At 70.6% G+C, this 17,014-nt stretch carries 13 protein-coding genes; all 13 read right to left on the bottom strand.

What is annotated here, in order from left to right; translation table 11 throughout:
- Positions 1 to 12: 12 nt before the first annotated feature.
- The 13 genes from SANBI_RS01155 to SANBI_RS01095 all read right to left on the bottom strand — a co-directional run bounded on the left by SANBI_RS01155 (position 13) and on the right by SANBI_RS01095 (position 16,794).
- Positions 13 to 216 (bottom strand): hypothetical protein, encoded by a 204-nt coding sequence (locus SANBI_RS01155; protein WP_319158153.1) that lies wholly within the window; start codon positions 214 to 216, stop codon positions 13 to 15.
- A 53-nt stretch (positions 217 to 269) separates the two neighbouring features.
- On the bottom strand, positions 270 to 1,499 hold the full coding sequence (locus SANBI_RS01150; protein ID WP_319158152.1) for a hypothetical protein: 1,230 nt from the start codon (positions 1,497 to 1,499) through the stop codon (positions 270 to 272).
- Positions 1,496 to 2,680 carry a hypothetical protein gene (locus tag SANBI_RS01145; protein WP_319158150.1) on the bottom strand — a complete coding sequence of 395 codons (1,185 nt, stop codon included), beginning with the start codon at positions 2,678 to 2,680 and terminating at the stop codon, positions 1,496 to 1,498. Before SANBI_RS01145 ends, SANBI_RS01150 begins: the two co-directional genes overlap by 4 nt.
- Positions 2,680 to 3,687, bottom strand: a complete 1,008-nt coding sequence (locus SANBI_RS01140; protein WP_319158148.1) for a hypothetical protein — start codon at positions 3,685 to 3,687, stop codon at positions 2,680 to 2,682. Before SANBI_RS01140 ends, SANBI_RS01145 begins: the two co-directional genes overlap by 1 nt.
- Positions 3,687 to 5,381 carry a phenylacetate--CoA ligase family protein gene (locus SANBI_RS01135; RefSeq protein ID WP_319158146.1) on the bottom strand — a complete coding sequence of 565 codons (1,695 nt, stop codon included), beginning with the start codon at positions 5,379 to 5,381 and terminating at the stop codon, positions 3,687 to 3,689. Before SANBI_RS01135 ends, SANBI_RS01140 begins: the two co-directional genes overlap by 1 nt.
- A 148-nt stretch (positions 5,382 to 5,529) precedes the next feature.
- Positions 5,530 to 5,955, bottom strand: coding sequence for an antitoxin HicB (locus SANBI_RS01130; protein ID WP_319158144.1), 426 nt, complete (start codon positions 5,953 to 5,955; stop codon positions 5,530 to 5,532).
- Positions 5,956 to 5,967: 12 nt separating this feature from the next.
- Positions 5,968 to 6,177: a type II toxin-antitoxin system HicA family toxin gene (locus SANBI_RS01125; protein WP_319158142.1), complete on the bottom strand. Its 210-nt coding sequence runs from the start codon at positions 6,175 to 6,177 to the stop codon at positions 5,968 to 5,970.
- Positions 6,178 to 6,246: 69 nt separating this feature from the next.
- Positions 6,247 to 7,401, bottom strand: coding sequence for a glycosyltransferase family 2 protein (locus SANBI_RS01120; protein WP_319158141.1), 1,155 nt, complete (start codon positions 7,399 to 7,401; stop codon positions 6,247 to 6,249).
- Positions 7,398 to 8,024 carry a hypothetical protein gene (locus SANBI_RS01115; protein WP_056135231.1) on the bottom strand — a complete coding sequence of 209 codons (627 nt, stop codon included), beginning with the start codon at positions 8,022 to 8,024 and terminating at the stop codon, positions 7,398 to 7,400. Before SANBI_RS01115 ends, SANBI_RS01120 begins: the two co-directional genes overlap by 4 nt.
- Before the next feature lie 53 nt (positions 8,025 to 8,077).
- Positions 8,078 to 10,480, bottom strand: coding sequence for a glycoside hydrolase family 3 C-terminal domain-containing protein (locus tag SANBI_RS01110; RefSeq protein ID WP_319158138.1), 2,403 nt, complete (start codon positions 10,478 to 10,480; stop codon positions 8,078 to 8,080).
- A 174-nt stretch (positions 10,481 to 10,654) separates the two neighbouring features.
- Positions 10,655 to 13,645 (bottom strand): glycoside hydrolase family 3 C-terminal domain-containing protein, encoded by a 2,991-nt coding sequence (locus SANBI_RS01105; RefSeq protein ID WP_319158136.1) that lies wholly within the window; start codon positions 13,643 to 13,645, stop codon positions 10,655 to 10,657.
- Between the two features lie 145 nt (positions 13,646 to 13,790).
- Complete coding sequence (locus tag SANBI_RS01100) at positions 13,791 to 14,234, bottom strand: hypothetical protein (protein WP_319158134.1); 444 nt, start codon at positions 14,232 to 14,234, stop codon at positions 13,791 to 13,793.
- A 154-nt stretch (positions 14,235 to 14,388) separates the two neighbouring features.
- Positions 14,389 to 16,794: a glycoside hydrolase family 3 protein gene (locus SANBI_RS01095; protein WP_319158132.1), complete on the bottom strand. Its 2,406-nt coding sequence runs from the start codon at positions 16,792 to 16,794 to the stop codon at positions 14,389 to 14,391.
- Positions 16,795 to 17,014: the final 220 nt, after the last annotated feature.

Here is a 17,014-nt window from a genome sequence, read left to right as displayed (position 1 = left end):
GGCCGCGCGCCGTCAGCGCCGATACTCCGGCGTGGGCAGAGGGACACGGTCGGGGTTGCGCAGCACCCAGCGCACGGACTTCTCGGTCAGCACGTCGACAGCGGTCCTGTCGAAGCGGCCTCCACGGAGTCTGCCGAGGGCTCTCTCGACACGTGAGAGCGACGTCTCGTCGAGCGTGGCGCCGCTCCGGACGTGCTCGCCGAAGGCGAGGAGCATCCGGTCGAAGTCGTCGTCCCAGCACCCGGCCCGGAGAGCCTTCTCTTGCGAGGTCAGGCTCCGTCGAGCCTCGGTGACCGTGCCACCGGACCGCTCGCGATCCCCGTGCTGAACACGGAGAGTGCGACCTCGGACCGTCGCAGGCCGAGCCGACGGCGGAGAGCCCCGTGGGCGGCGGGCGAGTCGACCACCTCCGAGTGCGGTGCGACGGCGAGTCCTTCGACGTGGGCGTGCAGCCAGAGGCGCTGGAGCGCCCGACCGGCCTCGACGGCTGCGTCCTCGGGGATGCCGATGCGGCTCTCGACAGGCTGCGTCACGGTGGCGCGTCCGGCGCCGCTGACGCCAGCGGTGCCGGCACGAGACCCGGGGTCCGCGACGAGCACGAGGTGACGGACCCTGACGTCGGACCGGTCCTCAGGACGCCGTGGCAGCGGGCGGCCGCGGCCGAGCCCTTCGGCCGCGCGGCCGACCATCCCAGCCATGGCGACCAGCGGGTCGTGCAGCGCGGGGCGCCGGGTGAAGGGCGCGGCCAGACGCGCGACAGGTACGGGCAGGCCCAGCATCTGGTCGGTCATGCCGTCGAGCGCGTAGCGGGGGTGGTCTGGGCTCAGGCGCAGCCACCGGACCAGCTCGGCAGCGACGGTCGGCCGCGACGCCGTGTACGCGGTGCCGAGGCGGACGAGCTGTCGCATCGCAGGGTCGTCGACCTCGAGCAGACGCAACCAGCCAGGTAGCCGCGGAGAGTCGCGCCAGACGTCCGGGGCCGGCAGGAGCGTCCCACGGAACACCCGCCGGTCACGGACGTGCGCCGCTGTGAAGCCGTCCGTGGTCGTCAGGCCCGGGGTGCCGCCGCCGGCAGAGGCATGGGCATGGACGTCGGTATCGGCATCGGTGAACGTCAGCCGCAGCACCGGGCGCTCAGGGTCGGCCGGACCCTCGACCGGGAGGTCTTCGAGCAGGCACAGCGCCGGAAGCGGCTCGACCGAGACGACGAGCCCGTCCGCAGCCGCGACGACGGCGAGGCTCTCGACCCAGGTCCCGAGAGACAGCAGCAGGTCCCGGAACGTCGGGTCGCCCGCGGGCAGCGTGCGGCTCGGGACGACCGACACCTCGACGGCTCCGTCGACGACGCGCGGCGCCCACGGCTGCGTGTTGTGCGCGGACGGGGCACGGCCGGCTGCCCGGACGTAGCCTGCGAGCCGGGCGTCCAGGGCGTCGGGCGCCGCTCGGCGATCCACGGGGTCGTCGGTGCTGCGGCGGTCGGCGTGGGCGCGGTCGGTCATGTGAGTCCTCTGTCCGGTCGGGCGGTCGAGGGGACGACGCCCCGGGTGTAGAAGGTGTACCCGTGCAGCGGGCGTCCGCCCATCCGGGCGAAGGCTCGCGCAGAGCCGGGGTTGTCGCGGCCGACGTAGGTGCTCCGTAGCCGCGTGTACCTGCCGGCGGCGAGGTTGGCGTGCAGCTCACGGGTGAGCAGCGACAGCACGCCCTGCCCCTGCCGGGCGGGCTCGGTGCCTTGCACCACGAGCACGGCCTCCTCGCGGTACCGACTGCGGGTCGCGAGCAGCTGCAGCTGGCGCAGCGGGCCGAGCCTGCCGCCGCAGCGTTGGAGGAACCGCGTGATGTCGGGGATGACGAGCACGAAGCCCACAGCCTCACCCGACCCAGCGTCCCGTGCGAGCAGCAGGAGCCTCTCGTCGAGCAGGAAGGACAGGCCGTCGGTCGCCGCAGCCATCTCCTCGGGAGTGATCTGCGTGTAGTACGGCAGCTGCGCGAAGGAGGAGTTGAGGAGAGTGAGCAGCTCGGGCACCAGGTGCCGGACCTTCCGCCGGGTGCCGTGCTCGAGCGTCAGGCCGGCGCGCGACCACTCGTCGGACGTCGGCCTCTCCGCGGCCGTGCTGCGCTCCCCAGGACCAGCACTCGCTCCGTCGCCGACGAGCGCGGCACCCGGCGCGGGGACGTCGACCACCCACGTGTCGGACTCGCCCCACCGCTCGAAGCCGAGGGCCTCGTACATGCTCGGGTACCACTGCGGGTTCCACGCCGAGTCGACGAAACCGCGCTCGTCGAAACCCGAGGTGATGACACCACCGGCCTGGTTCGGCAGGAGGGACACCGGACCGAAGAGCTGCTCTGCCCCAGCGGCACGGGCCCGCTCGTCGAGGGCGTCGACCAGCGCCGCGGCAGCCGCGTCGTCGGCGATCTCGGTCGCCCCGAAGAGCAGCGAGCGCACGCCGAGCCGAGCGTCGAGACGGGTGTCGGTGTGCGCGGTCGAGCGTCCGACGACGGTCCCGGACGGGTCGCGGACGAGCAGCAGCTCGACCGGGCCGGGGTGCGGGCTCGTCCCGCGCCACCACGACTCGACGGTCGAGGCGAGGAGCGGGACGGCGAGGTCCCGGGGGTGCAGCCGTCCGGGCAGGTCGAGGAACTCCCGCAGCTGGCGCCGCGTGCGGACGGTCTCGACCATCACGCGAGGCCCCCGGCCGGGTGCTCGTCAGCCGTGCCGTGCGTGTCCGCGGCGTCGCGGTCGCCGACCGGGCGGTGCACGCCCACCCGGTCGCCCCCATCCGTGGTGCCACGGGGCTCGGCGGCGACGTGCAGCCGGATGTACCCGCCCGTCCCGTTGCGCGTCCCCCGGGTGATCCACTGCATGAGCCGACGGTGCTCGGGCAGCCGCGCGAAGACCAGCAGGTCGTCGCGCGTCTCGAAGAACGCGAGCGTGCCGAGCGTGAACGGCGCCTCCCAGTACACGGCGTGCCACAGGTACCCGTGCATGCGACGCATCTTCGCGACCATGGGGAACCATTCCCGCGAGAGGACCAACCACGAGCGCAGCCCGCGGTACCGGGTGGCACCGATGAACATCGCGTGCGCGTCGACCGGTGACCCGGGGACTCGCACAGGCCCCCGAGGCCTGCGACCTGCACGGCCGCCTCGTCGACTGCTCGCGCCCCGCTTGGTGACGCGAGGGTCGGCGACGAGCGGCGGTTCGACCCCGTGCTCGACCTCGCGGGTCACTGGCGTGAAGCGCTCGACGTGCGCCATCGTCGGCCCCTCCGCGCGCCACACGCCGTTGGAGTACCCGGACTCCTCTGCGACCAGGACGCGGGTGCGGACCGTCGCTCCCCGGCCGTCCGCCGCGAGCGCCCCCGCGAGCGCGAGCGCCTGCTCCGCTGTCTCCAGGTAGGCGATGACACCTCGGACCCGCTCGGGCCCGCGCAGTCTGTAGGCCGTCTGCCAGACGGCACCGTCGACCGTCGCGGAGGTCCGGCGAGCACGGCGCGCCCAGGAGAGGGCTACCCGGCGCACGTCGACGCTGGTGCCGCTTCGGCCACTGCTGCCACTGCTGCCCGACGCCCTCGCGCCTGGCGCGTCAGGCGAGTCGGTGAGCTCGGGCATCTCGGCCACCTCGGCGACGACCATCGCCGCGGCGCGCGCCTGCCGCGGCGCTCGGGAGAAGTCCGTGGTCCGCATCAGCGCTCGCGGGCGTCGTCGACAGCCGCGGCTGGCAACTCACCGGCAGAGCCCGGGCTCCGGTCGGACTCGTCGACGAGGTAGACGTTCTTGATCTTGGTGCTCCCGCCCTCGAAGGGCCCGGTGCCGTGCGTGTGGACCTCGATGCGCACGTCGGCCGCGGTCGGGTCTTCCTCGAGGGACTGGGCGATGTCCCGTGACACAGCGGCGAGGTGGGTGAGGACACCGGCAGCAGAGCGCTCGGCCAGCTCGGCGCGTCCAGCGTCGTCGAGGTGGGCGTCGGCGCGGAGCTGGAGGTGGATCACCGGGCGCTGCTCGTGCGCGCCTACGTCGACGAGAGCGAGGCGGAAGGACTCGATGGAGCCGGCGTGCGGGTTGTCGAGGTAGAGGCCGTTCTCTACGTCGAGCGGGTAGATGTTGGCGCCCATGTACGAGATCGTCGAGTCCTTGCGGCCGAAGAGCAGCACGAAGGGCAGCTTCATCCGCTGGGCCGCGAAGACCCGCTCGAAGGCCAGAGCAAGACGGGACCGCTCCCCGCCGGGCTCACGGAGCACGGCCGCGCGCATCTCGGGGAAGGTGACGATCTTCGCCTCGTCGCCGATGTCGTAGCGGAGCTTGGGGCTCATGATGTCCGAGGAGTTGAGCGTGACGAGCAGCTCGTCGTCGGCGGTGGTCTCGAGGTAGGTCTCGAGGGGGTTGTACTGGAAGATCATCGGCGTACGGTGCTCCTCCTCGCCGAGGATCTCGGTGCGCAGCCTGTCGTTGGTCAGCAGCGCGCGGCGCAGCCACACCGACAGGTCGCTCTCCCCCGCCATGCCGATCGTCAGGTCGGAGGCGCCGTAGCCGGAGTACACGCGCCCGAAGCGCTCTTCGAGATAGTCGCGCAGCCCTTCGGTGAGCGCCTCGCCGCCGACGAAGCCGTTGAGGTCGTAGCGGTCCCAGTCGAATCCCTCGGCGTCGAGGCGGTCGCGCAGGTGCTTGAGGAACGGTGGGTAGGCGCTGACCAGGTAGGTGTACCGGGGCCCGAAGTGCCGGAGGGTGTCGACGATCTTGTCGATCTCCGGGCCGGTGTTCTTGACCATCGCGATCTTGGACATCGCGATGCCGGTGTTGGTGCCCGTGGCCCAGGCCCCCATCGAGAAGGCGTTGATGGCGAAGAGCCGCTGCGTGCCGAAGAGCTGGGTGATGTAGCCGGCGACGTTCTTGTGCACGGTGTTGAGCTCACGCCTCGACCGCATCCAGTTGTACGGCGTGCCCGACGAGCCGCTCGACTCGTCGACGACGGTCCCGACGGTCTCGATGACGCCGTGCCAGCAGCGCTCGTCCTCGGGGTAGCGGTCCACGTAGTCGTGCTTGGAGGTCGGGCGGTAGCTCGTGAGGTCCCACCAGCGGAACCTGAAGCCGCCCTCCTCGACGTATCGCGTGTACGCGGGGACGTCGAGGTAGGCGTGCTGACAGATCATCCAGGCGTTGAGCCTGGCGAAGCGTTCCATCGCCGGGTGGTAGTTGCGGGCCGTGAAGCGCCAGATCGCCGGGTGGATGCGGTAGACCCTGAAGGCTGTCGTGACCGCGGACGTCGCGAGCCGCAGCGCCGCCTGACGCAGGGCGCTCGTCGGCCGGTCGTCCGGGACGGTCGAGCCGGTCGAGCCGGGCGGTGCTGGTGCTGTCGGCACCGGTCGTGACGGCTTGCTCACGGAGACCTCCTGCCGGGCGCCCCACCTGCCGTGGGGAGCGGTGCGCCCAGTCTGCCGCCTCAGGCAGCAACCGCCCATGGGGACATCAGTCCGGCGTGGGCAGGCGGGTGGTGACTCCTCGGCGGACTGAGGCTTCGGGCGGCAGGACTCAGCCAGCGGCGCGACGGCGCGGCGTGCTCGACCTCTCACGGTCCCTGACAGTGCTGAGCTGATAGACGCGTTGCTTGCTGATACCGAGGACGTAGCTCGTGTCGATCACGGTCCACCCCTGCTCGAGGAGCGCGTCGACCGCGGCGCGTCGCCGTGCGGCAGCCTGCACCTGCGCCGCTCGCGCCTGCTCCTCGTCCAGGGCGGCCTGCCTCCACTCCGCCAAGACGCTCTCCGGCGTCCGCACCGAGACGTCCACCGAGACCGACTCCGGCGGCACGTCCAGCCACATCGCAGCGACTCCCTGCGCCTCGTGCTCGACCTCCGCCAGGCTCATCGCCTGCCCGCCCGTCCCCAGCTCGGGGATCTCGAAGACCCACCAGCGTCCGTCACGGACGACCTCGACGGCGTACGTTGCCTTGTCCATCGACCGACCTCTCTACTGCCACGACTCGGGGAGCGACACGCCTGCGCGCCTCAGCTGCTGCAAGACTCCCGCCGACACTTCCTTGTGCCCAGCAGGGATCACGATCTTCGCCGAGCCGTCAGGAAGCCCCCAGACCTCGTGGCTGCCTTGTCCGTCCCTGAGGAAGACCCACCCCAAGTCCCGCAGGTGCTTCATGACGTCGCGGGTCTTCTGCGGCTTCACGCCACGATTCTAGGCCCGGGTTGAACGGCCAGACAAGAGGGGGTGGACAACACCGTCGACCACCTGCGGTCAGCTGAAGCCGACCACCCGTTGCGCGACCCTGTACGCCAGGACGGAGACGCGGCGGCCGGCCGGGCCGGGGAGGTTGGTGAGCTGGCCGATGGCGCTCCAGCGCAGGCGTCGGTAGAGCCACGGGTCCTCGCGGCGGATCTCGCCCCACAGCTGGTCCTTCTCCGCGAGCGAGGCGCGGGTCCCGGACCGGACGAGCAAGATCGACGACACCGCGCAGATGATCCGCACGTAGTGCAGCCTGTAGTCGCGCATCCGCTTGTCCTCGACCTCGGTCGAGCGCAGGTGGCGCAGCATCATCCAGTTGACCCGGAGCTGCTGGTCGAGGCGCCGGAGCATCACGGACTCGTGGACCGACTGGTCCTCGCGGCCGATGAAGTACCTGTAGAGGTCGACGTCGAGGTAGTACGCCGACCGGACGCGGGCCAGCGGCACGAAGGCGTACAGGTTGTCGACGTAGAAGGTGTGCTCGGGGAGCTCGAGGCCGACCTCGCGCAGCAGACCTGTGCGGTAGATCATCGAGTGCATGAGCAGGTACTGGCGCTTGCGGAACCGCCGCGTCTGCGACCAGGAGAACACGCGGCCGCGCGGCAGCGCGTTGCGGTAGCGGACCGCGACCTTGCGCCGCTTGCCGACCTTCTCGTAGACGAAGTTCGACACCACGAGGTCGACGTCCGACCCTGACACCGCGAAGCCGCGGAGCGTGTCGAGGACCTGGGCGAGCGCCGTCTCGTCGACCCAGTCGTCGCTGTCGACGACCTTGAGGTACCGGCCCCGCGCCCGCGCCAGCCCGGTGTTGATGGCGGAACCGTGACCGCCGTTCGGCTTGCTCACGAGCACCACCGCACCGGGGAACCTGTCGACGTAGGTCTGCGCGAGGGCTGCGGTGCCGTCGGTCGAGCCGTCGTCGACGACGATGATCTCCAGCTCGGACCCTGCGCCCACGAGAGTGTCGAGGCACCTGTCGAGGTAGTCCTGCGAGTTGTAGCTCGGGACCACGACCGACAGCAGCGGCTCGGGGACCGGCGCGAGGACGTCGACCCTGGCGACAGGTACGACGGACACCCCCGTCCGGGGCCCGGCCGTCGCACCCCGTCGACGGGGTGCCGGCACGTCGTGCCGGGTGTGGGTGGGGACGTGCGCCTGGGTGCTCATGCCTTCTGCTCGCTCGGCTCAGCGGCGGCCCCGGAGACGGGGTCGCTCTTGAAGATCACCTTGAAGATCGGGAAGAAGACCCAGAAGGAGATCGCGCTGTTGATGATGACGGTGACGAAGTCGGCGAGCGTCTCCCCCGTCCCACCGAGCCCCCAGGTGTCGATGAGCAGGTCGTAGATCGGCGCCTTGTACAAGCCCTGGAGGGCCGCGGCACCGATGGTGATGAGGACGTACGCCACGAGGTACCAGAACGCCGCCCGGCCGATGCTGCTGCTCGACTTGAAGGTGATGCTCCGCTGGGCGAAGAAGTTGATGACCTGCGCCACGAGGATGGTGATCTGGACCGCGAGGAAGTATGCCAGACCGCCCCCGCCGAGCGGCAGGGCGCCCGCGGCGTAGTCGAAGACGTAGTACGCCGAGCCGTCGGTGTTCGACCCGATCTGCCAGTGCTGGAACGCTGTGTCGATGAGCGCGGTGTGGCTGAAGGCCCACTTGACGAGGGGCATGAGCGCGAGCTGGAGGGCGGTGACCCCGTTGCTCAGCGCGAAGAACACGACGAACTGCGCGACGCCCGGTCGGGCTTCGGCAAATCGGCTCCAGGCGGCCTTGAGGCGCGTGACCATGATGTTCGATCTCTCTTCGGTCGGTGCTCGGGTAGCGGTGGGGGGGTGCGCGGTCAGGACGCGTCGCGCAGCGCGCGGGCGGTCCGACGGTTGGCGCGCAGGTTGCGGACGAGGCCGCGCACCGTCGCCGCCCCGCCGGTCAGCAGGTGGCCGTTGACGACCCGGACGATGCCGTCGACCATCTCGGTGCTCACCCAGCCGTTGGTCATCTTCCCGATCGCCCGGAAGGGCATGTTGAGCAGGAAGAGCGTGTTGAGGTCGGGCGTGCCCTTCTTCTCGCTGCGCCGCAGCTGCCAGGTCAGGACCCTGTGGGCGAGGCGCGCGAGCGGGCTGCGCGCGGTCCCCATCCGTCCGAGGGCGTCGTTGGGACCGAGCTCGCCGGTCCAGCGGGCCTGCGGCAGGGACCTCCCGAGCAGCGCGGCGAACTCGGCGTCAGGCACAGACTGCACCCGGCCCGAGACGTAGCCGGGCAGCGCCGGGTCCGGCTGTCCCGCGGGCTTCGTGCCGCGGACGGTCAGCGGCGCGGAGAGCCTGAGGTCGTCGACGTGCGCGCCGACGAGCACCGTGTACTCGCCCTGCTCGACCTGCCACGCACCCGACTCGACGTCGTAGTGGCGGAAGGCCTTGGCGTCGAGCGGGATCGTCACGACCACGCTCTCCCCCGCGGCGACCTCGACGCGGGCGAAGGCCTTGAGCTCACGGTCAGGCCTGTGCACACCCGCCGAGTCCCGTCGGACGTAGACCTGGACGACGTCGGCGCCGTCGCGCTCGCCGGTGTTGCGGACCGTGACCTGCACGCTGTCCTGGGACACCACGAGGTCGCTGTGCTCGAAGCTCGTGTACGAGAGCCCGAAACCGAAGGGGAAGGCGACGGGGACGCCGGCCGTCGTGTAGTACCTATAGCCGACGTAGAGGCCCTCGCGGTACTCGGCTGTGCGCTCGGTCCCGGGGAAGGTCAGGGCTGTCGGGGTGTCGGCGAGCGAGAGCGGCACGGTCTCCGCGAGCCGACCCGACGGGTCGACGACCCCGGTGAGGACGTCGAGGAGCGCACCGGCCCCGGCCTGCCCGGCCAGGTACCCGTGGACGAGCGCACGGCACGACCCGGCCCACGGCATCTCGACGACACCTCCGGCGCTCAGCACGACGACCACCTCGGGGTTGGCCTCCGCGACGGCTGCGAGCAGCTGGGTCTGGGCGTCGGGCAGCCGCAGGTGCGTCCTGTCGAGCCCTTCGGACTCGGCGATCTCGTCGAGACCGAGGAAGAGCAGGACGACGTCGGCTCCGCGGGCTGCCGCGACGGCCTCGGCCACGAGGGCGGCGTCGGGCGCACTGCCCCGCCGGAAGCCCTGCGCGAAGCCCGTCGTCGTCAGCCCGCTGCCGTCGATCGTGTCGAGGATGCTGTCGAGTCGGGTGGGGTTCACCGCCGACGAGCCCGCCCCCTGGTAGCGCGGGGTCTGCGCGAAGTCGCCGATCACGGCGACCCGGGTGCCTGCCGCGAGCGGGAGCCGGGCGTCGTCGTTCTTGAGGAGGACGGCGCTGCGGGCCGCGGCCCGGCGGGCCAGGGCGTGGTGGGCGTCCTGGTCGACCGGGGCAGCGGTCCCCGGTGTGCGGGACTCGGCCACGAGGGTGCGGAGCTCGGCGACCCGGGCGTCGAGGTCGGCGAGCGGCAGACGGCCGTCCTCGACCGCCGCGACCAGCTGCCGCGCCGAGTCGAGGCCCGCAGCCGGCATCTCGAGGGTGCTGCCTGCGCGCACGCCCTCGACGATGTCGTTCGAGCCGCCCCAGTCGGTCACGACGGCCCCTGTGAAGCCCCACTCGTCGCGCAGGATCGTCTGCAGCAGGTGGGGGTTCTCGTTGGCGTAGACGCCGTTGACGAGGTTGTACGCGGACATGATCGCGCGGGGCGCAGACTCCTCGACGACGATCTCGAAGCCGGTGAGGTAGATCTCGCGGAGGGTGCGCTCGTCGACGACGGAGTCGTTGACCATGCGGCGCAGCTCTTGGCTGTTGGCCGCGAAGTGCTTGGGGCAGGCCGCGACACCCTGGGACTGGATGCCACGGACGTACCCCGCGGCAAGCTTCCCGGAGAGGATCGGGTCCTCGGAGAAGTACTCGAAGCTCCGGCCGCCGAGCGGGCTCCGCTTGATGTTGAGCCCCGGGCCGAGCAGCACGTCGACCTCCTGGTGGGCGGCCTCGGCTCCGAGCGCCCGGCCGATCTCCTCGGCGAGCTCGGGGTCCCAGCTGTTCGCGATCGTCGCGGCCGTCGGGAAGCAGGTGGCCTGCTGCGAGGCGTGCAGCCCGAGGTGGTCGGAGGAGCCCAGCTGCTTGCGGACGCCGTGCGGTCCGTCCGCGAGGAACAGCGACCGGATGCCCGCCCGCGGGACCGCGCGGGTCTCCCACACGTTCTTCCCGCTGAGGAGCGCGGCCTTCTCGAGGACCGTGAGTTCTGCCGTCATGACCTGCTGCTTCCTTCGTGTGTCCGGGGGTGGGCGTCCGGCGGGTGCTGGGTAGGGCGGGTCCAGCACCTCGTGAGCCCGGTCTGGGACAGGGCTCCGTCCAGGGGCCAGGTCCAGGGCCGCGTCAGGCAGGCGGTGGAGACCACCTGCCTGACGCGGGGCGACGACTCGTCGTCAGGCGGAGACGTGCTCGTCGTGCGTCTCGGTCGCGACCACGGAGCTGTCGGCCCCGCGGTGACGCCGGACCCGGCGCGTCACCATGAAGATGCCGCCGGCCACGAGCAGCCCGAGCAGGATGCTCGCGCCGATCTGGACGTAGACCCAGGTGGGCGGCGTGTAGTCGACGGTCGCGCCGGGGGCGATCCCGTTCATCGCGTTGGAGTTGGTGACCGTGAACAAGATGTTGTGGGTCGCCTCCCGGATGTCGGTCCGGGCCTTGGCGGACTCCGTGTCGGCGAGGGACTTCGACGGCTGGAAGGTCAGCGTGAGGTCCGTGCCGGCGCTGATGCTCTGGTTCGGGTTCATGTACGGGTAGAGGTTGAAGTCCGAGATGGCGAAGCCCTCGAAGCCCCACTCCCCGCGCAGCACGTCCGTCATGAGCGCCTCGGAGCCACCGGCCCACACGGCGCCGATCCGGTTGAAGGAGCTCATGATGCCGCCGGCGCCGATGGTCGTCTCGGCGATGGTGCCCTCGTCGTCGGAGATGTAGCGCACAGGCATCGAGGTGTCCTTGACGACCATCTCGAAGGGCTTGAGGTAGACCTCGCGGATCGTCTGCTCGGTCGCCCACGTCGCGATGCCATTGTTGACGCGGTTGGTCTCCTGCTCGTTGAGCGCGAAGTGCTTGAGCATCGTGTAGACGCCCTTGCTCGCTGCGCCGTTCGACACTGCTGTCGCGAGCGCTCCGGACAGCAGCGGGTCCTCGGAGTAGTACTCGAAGTTGCGTCCGCCGAAGGGCGAGCGGTGCAGGTTGACCGCAGGGGCGTACCAGCCGTTGAGGTCCTTCTGGAGCACCTCGTTGCCGATCATCGTGCCCATCGCGGAGCCGAGCTCGACGTCCCAGGTCTGGGCGATGAGCACCTGCGACGGGTAGGCGACACCGTTGATCGAGGAGTTGATGAAGGAGGACAGCCCGGCGGGGCCGTCGGGCTCGACGGTCGCCGGCTTGGCGATCGAGCCGATCGCAGCCGTCTGGTACGCGCCGTTGAGCAGCATGTCGGTCATGTCGCCTGTCGAGAGCGAGTCGAGGAGCGAGTCCCAGGCGGGGTCGTCCTTCGGCAGGCCGCGGAGGTCGACGAGCGCCGTCTCGGTCGCTGCGTCAGTCGTCGGGTCTTCACCGTCGAAGGCAGCAGCCTGTGCCTCGTGGTCCCAGGGCTTGAAGTCCTCGACCGTCGCGTCGCTCGCGACGAAGAGGTCCGGGGTCGGCGCCGTCGGGAAGGTCCCGGCGAAGTCGGCCCGCGACATCGAGAGGACCTTGCCCTCTGTCGGCTCCGTGCTGAACTGGGCCGAGACGTCGTCGAAGCGGTTGGTGACCTCGGAGAGGTCGGTCGACCTGTGGTCCTCGCCCGAGTACACGACGTCGGAGTCGACCGTGTAGGTGATCGGCTCGGTGCCGGGTGCGACGGTGTGGGAGTCGGTGCGCAGTGTGAGCGCGTAGTCGCCGGCCTCGAGCACGTAGGCCTGCTGGTCGAGGTGGTCGTAGGAGGCCATGTCCTCGACGGCGATCTCGAGGGTCACGGTCTCGCTCGCACCGGGCTCGAGCAGCCCGGTCTTGGCGAAGCCGCCGAGCACGACGTCAGACTTCTCGATGCCACCGGGGGTGTAGGGCGCGGAGTAGTAGAGCTCGACGACGTCCTTGCCGGCGACGTCACCGGTGTTGGTGACCTCGACAGTCGCGGAGATCGTCCCGTCTACGGCACCGGCCTCGCTGCCCACGAGCTCCCACGCGAAGTCGGAATAGCTCAGGCCGTAGCCGAAGGGGTAGACGACGGCCTCGTCGTAGTCGAGGAAGCCCTCGGCCGCGGCCGTCTCGTAGTAGCGGTACCCGACGTAGATGCCCTCGGCGTAGTTCACGAAGGGGGCGTCCGGGGTGACGGTCGCGTTGGAGGTGGCGGTCTCGATCGCGGCGACGGGGAAGGACGCCTCGATGTTGTCGTAGACGAACTCGCCGAAGTTCGCGAAGGTCGGGTCGGCCGTGAAGTCCGCGGCCCAGAGGTCGGCGGTGCGACCCGAGGGGTTCACGTCACCCGTGATGACCCGACCGAGGGCGTTGAAGCCCGTCGCGCCGGGCGAGCCGGCGAGCAGGATCGCGTCGATCTCGGGGTCGTCCTGGAGGGCGCCCATCTCGAGGGTCGTCGAGGCGTTGACCACGACGACCACGGTGTCGAAGCTGTCCTTGGCGAGCTCGACGAGGTCGCGCTCGTCGGCGTTGAGCTCGAGCTGGTGCTCACCGGGCTCGGCGGTCTCGCCCTCGGCGACCATGTCCTGCGTGAGGTCGCCGCCCTCGCCGCCGGGTCGGCCGATGAAGATGATCCCCGCGTCGGGGTTCTCCGCGAAGGAGCCCGCCTGCGCCTCGTAGGAGGTCACCGGGAGCTCGCCGACGGTGTACGTCGACGCCTCGGGGTTGTCCATCTCGATGTGCCCGCGAGGGTTCTCCTCGGCGAAGGTGCTGATGACGCCGAAGACCGTGTCGTTGACCGTGAGGCCCGCGTTCTCGAGCCCACCGCGCGCGGTGACGGCAGAGTTCGTGTCGACCGAGCCCGAGCCGGAGCCGCCGAAGACCGGGTCGGCCGCCGCGCGGCCGAGCATCGTGACCTTCGAGGACGCCGCGAGGGGCAGTGCGCCGGCCTCGTTCTTGGCCAGGACGATGCCCGAGGCCGCGATCTCCTCGACGAGGGCCTTGGCAGCCTCGTCGACCTCGTCGATCGAGGCGAAGTCTGAGCTGTAGTAGTCGGTGTCCCACTCAGCAGACTTCTCGGCGTTCGTGAAGGTGTACGTCCCGGACCCGAGCTGGGACGCGACCCAGCCGCCCGCGACGTTGAGCCCCACGTTGGCCACCACGGTCACGACGGTCACCGTGGCCAGCACGGGGACCCAGATCCCCAGGTACTTCTTGTTCGACATCGGCGTCTTCGCGCGATCGGCATTCTTCGCCTTGGCGTTCACTGCGTTCTCCCTCGGGTGCGAGCGGTGATCAGGTCAGGGGGTGGGATGCTCGCTGCTCACCGCTGCCTTGCGATCGGGTGGTGCTGCGGTGCGCCGGAGGCCCGGCGTCCCGCGGGGTGCCCGGCCTGAGGACCGGGCGCTGCTGCTACTCGGCAGCAGTGATGGTGCCGTCCTGGTCGATCACCCAGGTCTCGCCGGTCGCGGCGGAGTCGGCGTCGATCGTGTACGCGCCGTCGGTGATCGTCACGGTGCCCTGCACGCGCGAGGCGGCGTCCGAGGGCGTGTACGGCACGACGAGCATGCCGTACTTGACGGTCGGCGCCTTGACGTCGCTCGCCAGCATGATCTGACCCCAGGAGTCGTCCTCGGCGAGCGCGTCGGCGACGGCCGTGCGGGCGGCCTCGAGGTCTTCGGCGACGTCGACGTCCGCAGCTGCGGTGTCCGACCCTCCGTCGGCTGCTGCTGTCGTGGCGCTCGCCGAGGAGTCGGTCGAGCTGCTGTCGTCGCTCCCGCAGGCGGCGAGCCCGAAGGTCGCCGTGACCGCGATGGCCAGACCGAGGCTCCTGGTGAGCATCGTGTTCCGCTTCATGTCTTCTCCTGTGAGGTGAGGTGGGGTGTGGCGGCGGGCCTGTCCCGCTGCCTGTCGTGCGTCCCGGTACCTGCGGGCGCTGGTCGCGCCTGCCGGGCCGGTCCCCGGGTGGCCGGCGGCGTGCGCCGCCGACCACCCGGGCTCGTGCTCTGGTTCAGTCGGTGATCGGGCCTGAGTAGCTCAGACCGAATCCGAACTCGTAGGCGTTCCCGGCCGAGTCGACGTAGGGCTCGGTGTCTTCGCCGACGTCTTCGAGCTGCGCCTCGACGGCGTCCATCGACGCCGGGAAGCCGATCGGCAGACGGCCCTGGGGCTCGTGCAGGCCGAGGGCGACCTCGATGAGCGCCTGGTCGCTGATGCCGAAGCCGACGAGGATCGCGTCGGAGGCGGCCTCGAACTCGGTCGGGACCGTCGGGTTCTTCGCCTTGAGCAGCGTGATCACCGGGATGTCCTTGCCGCTGGCCTCGACCGCAGCCGTCGCCCGCTCGAAGGAGTCGAGGGCCGACTCGTTCGCGATCCGTGACGTGGCACCGAGGTAAGAGCGGTTCTCCTGCGTGCCGTCCGGGAGGATGTCCCCCGAGATCGAGACCTCACGGACGTTCTCGCCGTCCGCTGTGTACGGGCGGTACTGCAGGGACAGCGGGTACCAGGCGCCGGTCTCGGCGTCCTGGCCTGCGCTCGTGAAGTTGCTGCCGTTGTTCGGGCTGGTCATGCCGACCAGGACGAGGTCGACGTCGGTGAGGTCGGGAGCCGTGTAGCTGGTGACCACGCCGTCGGCGTCCTCGACAGCCTCGTCCGTGACGACGGTGCCGAAGTACTGCTCGGCGGTCTCGACGTCCAGACCAGGGCCCTCGACGTACTCGCCCGGTCCGAAGGTGCCGTCGAAGCCGGTGTCGTAGGACCGCGGGATGTAGACGGTCTTGTCCTTCCACGACTCGACGTCGGAGGCGGCGACGGTCTCGCCGTCGTTCTTGAGCATCACCGTCGAGGCGAGCTGCGCCGCGTAGCCGGCGGCCACCTTGTCCTCGGAGGCCAGGACGGCCTCGGACTCCTCGAGGTCGAGGAAGGCGTTCTCGTAGAGGCCGGGCTGGAACAGCATCGTGAGGATGCGGGTGCCGGACTCGCGGAACCGGGTGTCGGCGTCCACGTCGTTGGTCCCGGCCTCGAAGTCGGCCTGCCACATGTCGTAGGCCTCGAGCACGGGCTCGACGGCGTTGTTGCCGCCGAACATGTCGACGTCGTTCTTGAGGACCGCGTAGTGGCGCTCGGCGACGGTCATGTCGTCGGCTCCCCACGAGGTGCCGATCATCGCGTCGGGGTCGGTGCTGCCGCCGGCGGTGACGGCCCAGTCGGTGACGACCACGCCGTCGAAGCTCTCGCGCAGCAGACCCGTGCGGACGGAGTCGTAGGCGCTGCCGACGCGCTCGCCGAACAGCGGCTCGCCGTCGCCGTCGAGGGCGATCGAGTAGGCGGTCATGACGGCCGCGGAGTCGACGGCACCGAGGAAGGCCTCGGTGTGCGCGTCGAAGTTGTCGCCCGGGTACACGCCGTACTTGCCGACCGAGGTGTGCGACTCGCGACCGCCCTCGCCCGGTCCGTCGCCGGCCCAGTGCTTGATCATCGCGGCGACGGACTCCTCGCCCCAGCCGTCGGTCTCGGGCGAGCTCTGCAGCCCGTCGACGAGGGCCGCGGCCATCTCGCTCGTGAGCTCGACGTTCTCGCCGAAGGTCCCGTCGACCCGGAGCCAGCGCGGCTCGGTCGCGAGGTCGATCTGCGGGCTGAGCGCCGTGGTGATGCCGAGCGCGCGGTACTCCGCGGAGGACATCTCGGCGAAGGCGCTGACGTGCGCGACGTCGAAGGTCGAGGCGAGGCCGAGGTTCGAGGGCCAGCGCGAGATGTCGCCCGAGGCGTTGTAGCTGCCGCCGCTCTCCGCGGTCGAGCGCGGGTCAGAGCTGAAGTTGACCGGGACGTAGGGCTCGTCCTCGGTGACCAACGACTCGGCGTGCGCCTGGAGCTGGTTGGACCACGTGACGTTGGCCTCGACGTCGTTGGGGCCGGCGTTGAGCACGTTGCGCAGGCGCGACTCTTCCATGTACGTCTTCTGCGCGTCGGTGATGCCGTCGGCGGGTGAGCGCTCGTGCGAGCTGAAGAGCATGAGCCCGGCGATCTGCTCGACCGAGAGCTCCTCGGCGAGGGCTGCTGCGCGGACGCTGTCGTCCTCGCGCCAGTCCTCCCACGTGTCGAGGGTCCCGTTGGCGTTCATGTCCTTGAAGGCGAGGGTCGAGCCGTCGACCTCCTCGGAGAGGATCTCGACGCCGCTGTCTGCGCCGTAGGAGAGGACAGGTCCGTCGCCCGGGTTGGTGACGACGGTGAAGGTGGTCTTCCCGTCGGTGACCTCACGCGTCGTGAAGGTGCCTGTGGCGCCCTCGGTCGTGCCGTCCGCCGGGGTGCTGCCGGAGCACCCGGCGATCGCGAGCATCGCCAGACCGGTGAGCGCCGCTGCTCCCTGGATGCCCTTCGTCGTGCGGTGGCGACGTGGTGCCGTCGTCGTAGTCTTCATCGACCTTCCCTCTCCTTGCGCGTGCCTGACGCACGCGTGTCGTCATCGACTGTCGGGCCCCCACCACAGTCGTCGGGTCCCAGCGAGACCACTGAAGCGCACCCCGGGAGCCGCGCCTGGCCGTCCTGCAGAACCTGTCGTTCTGGGTGCACAACCTGTCGCCGGGAGCGGTCCCAGGCGGGGGCGGAGGGGCTGGGCCGGGCGTCGGGGTGGGGTGGGG

It is taken from the genome of Sanguibacter biliveldensis (genome assembly GCF_033798665.1).
GTDB classification, from domain to species: Bacteria; Actinomycetota; Actinomycetes; order Actinomycetales; family Cellulomonadaceae; genus Sanguibacter; species Sanguibacter inulinus.
This window is presented reverse-complemented; position numbering and strand designations above follow the sequence as displayed.

Bases quoted from the DNA above. Each gene is read 5' to 3' on its own strand.
- SANBI_RS01155 (WP_319158153.1), bottom strand. From the start codon at position 216: ATGCTCCTCGCCTTCGGCGAGCACGTCCGGAGCGGCGCCACGCTCGAC.
- SANBI_RS01150 (WP_319158152.1), bottom strand. From the start codon at position 1,499: ATGACCGACCGCGCCCACGCCGACCGCCGCAGCACCGACGACCCCGTG.
- SANBI_RS01145 (WP_319158150.1), bottom strand. From the start codon at position 2,680: ATGGTCGAGACCGTCCGCACGCGGCGCCAGCTGCGGGAGTTCCTCGAC.
- SANBI_RS01140 (WP_319158148.1), bottom strand. From the start codon at position 3,687: ATGCGGACCACGGACTTCTCCCGAGCGCCGCGGCAGGCGCGCGCCGCG.
- SANBI_RS01130 (WP_319158144.1), bottom strand. From the start codon at position 5,955: ATGGACAAGGCAACGTACGCCGTCGAGGTCGTCCGTGACGGACGCTGG.
- SANBI_RS01120 (WP_319158141.1), bottom strand. From the start codon at position 7,401: ATGAGCACCCAGGCGCACGTCCCCACCCACACCCGGCACGACGTGCCG.
- SANBI_RS01115 (WP_056135231.1), bottom strand. From the start codon at position 8,024: ATGGTCACGCGCCTCAAGGCCGCCTGGAGCCGATTTGCCGAAGCCCGA.
- SANBI_RS01110 (WP_319158138.1), bottom strand. From the start codon at position 10,480: ATGACGGCAGAACTCACGGTCCTCGAGAAGGCCGCGCTCCTCAGCGGG.
- SANBI_RS01100 (WP_319158134.1), bottom strand. From the start codon at position 14,234: ATGAAGCGGAACACGATGCTCACCAGGAGCCTCGGTCTGGCCATCGCG.
- SANBI_RS01095 (WP_319158132.1), bottom strand. From the start codon at position 16,794: ATGAAGACTACGACGACGGCACCACGTCGCCACCGCACGACGAAGGGC.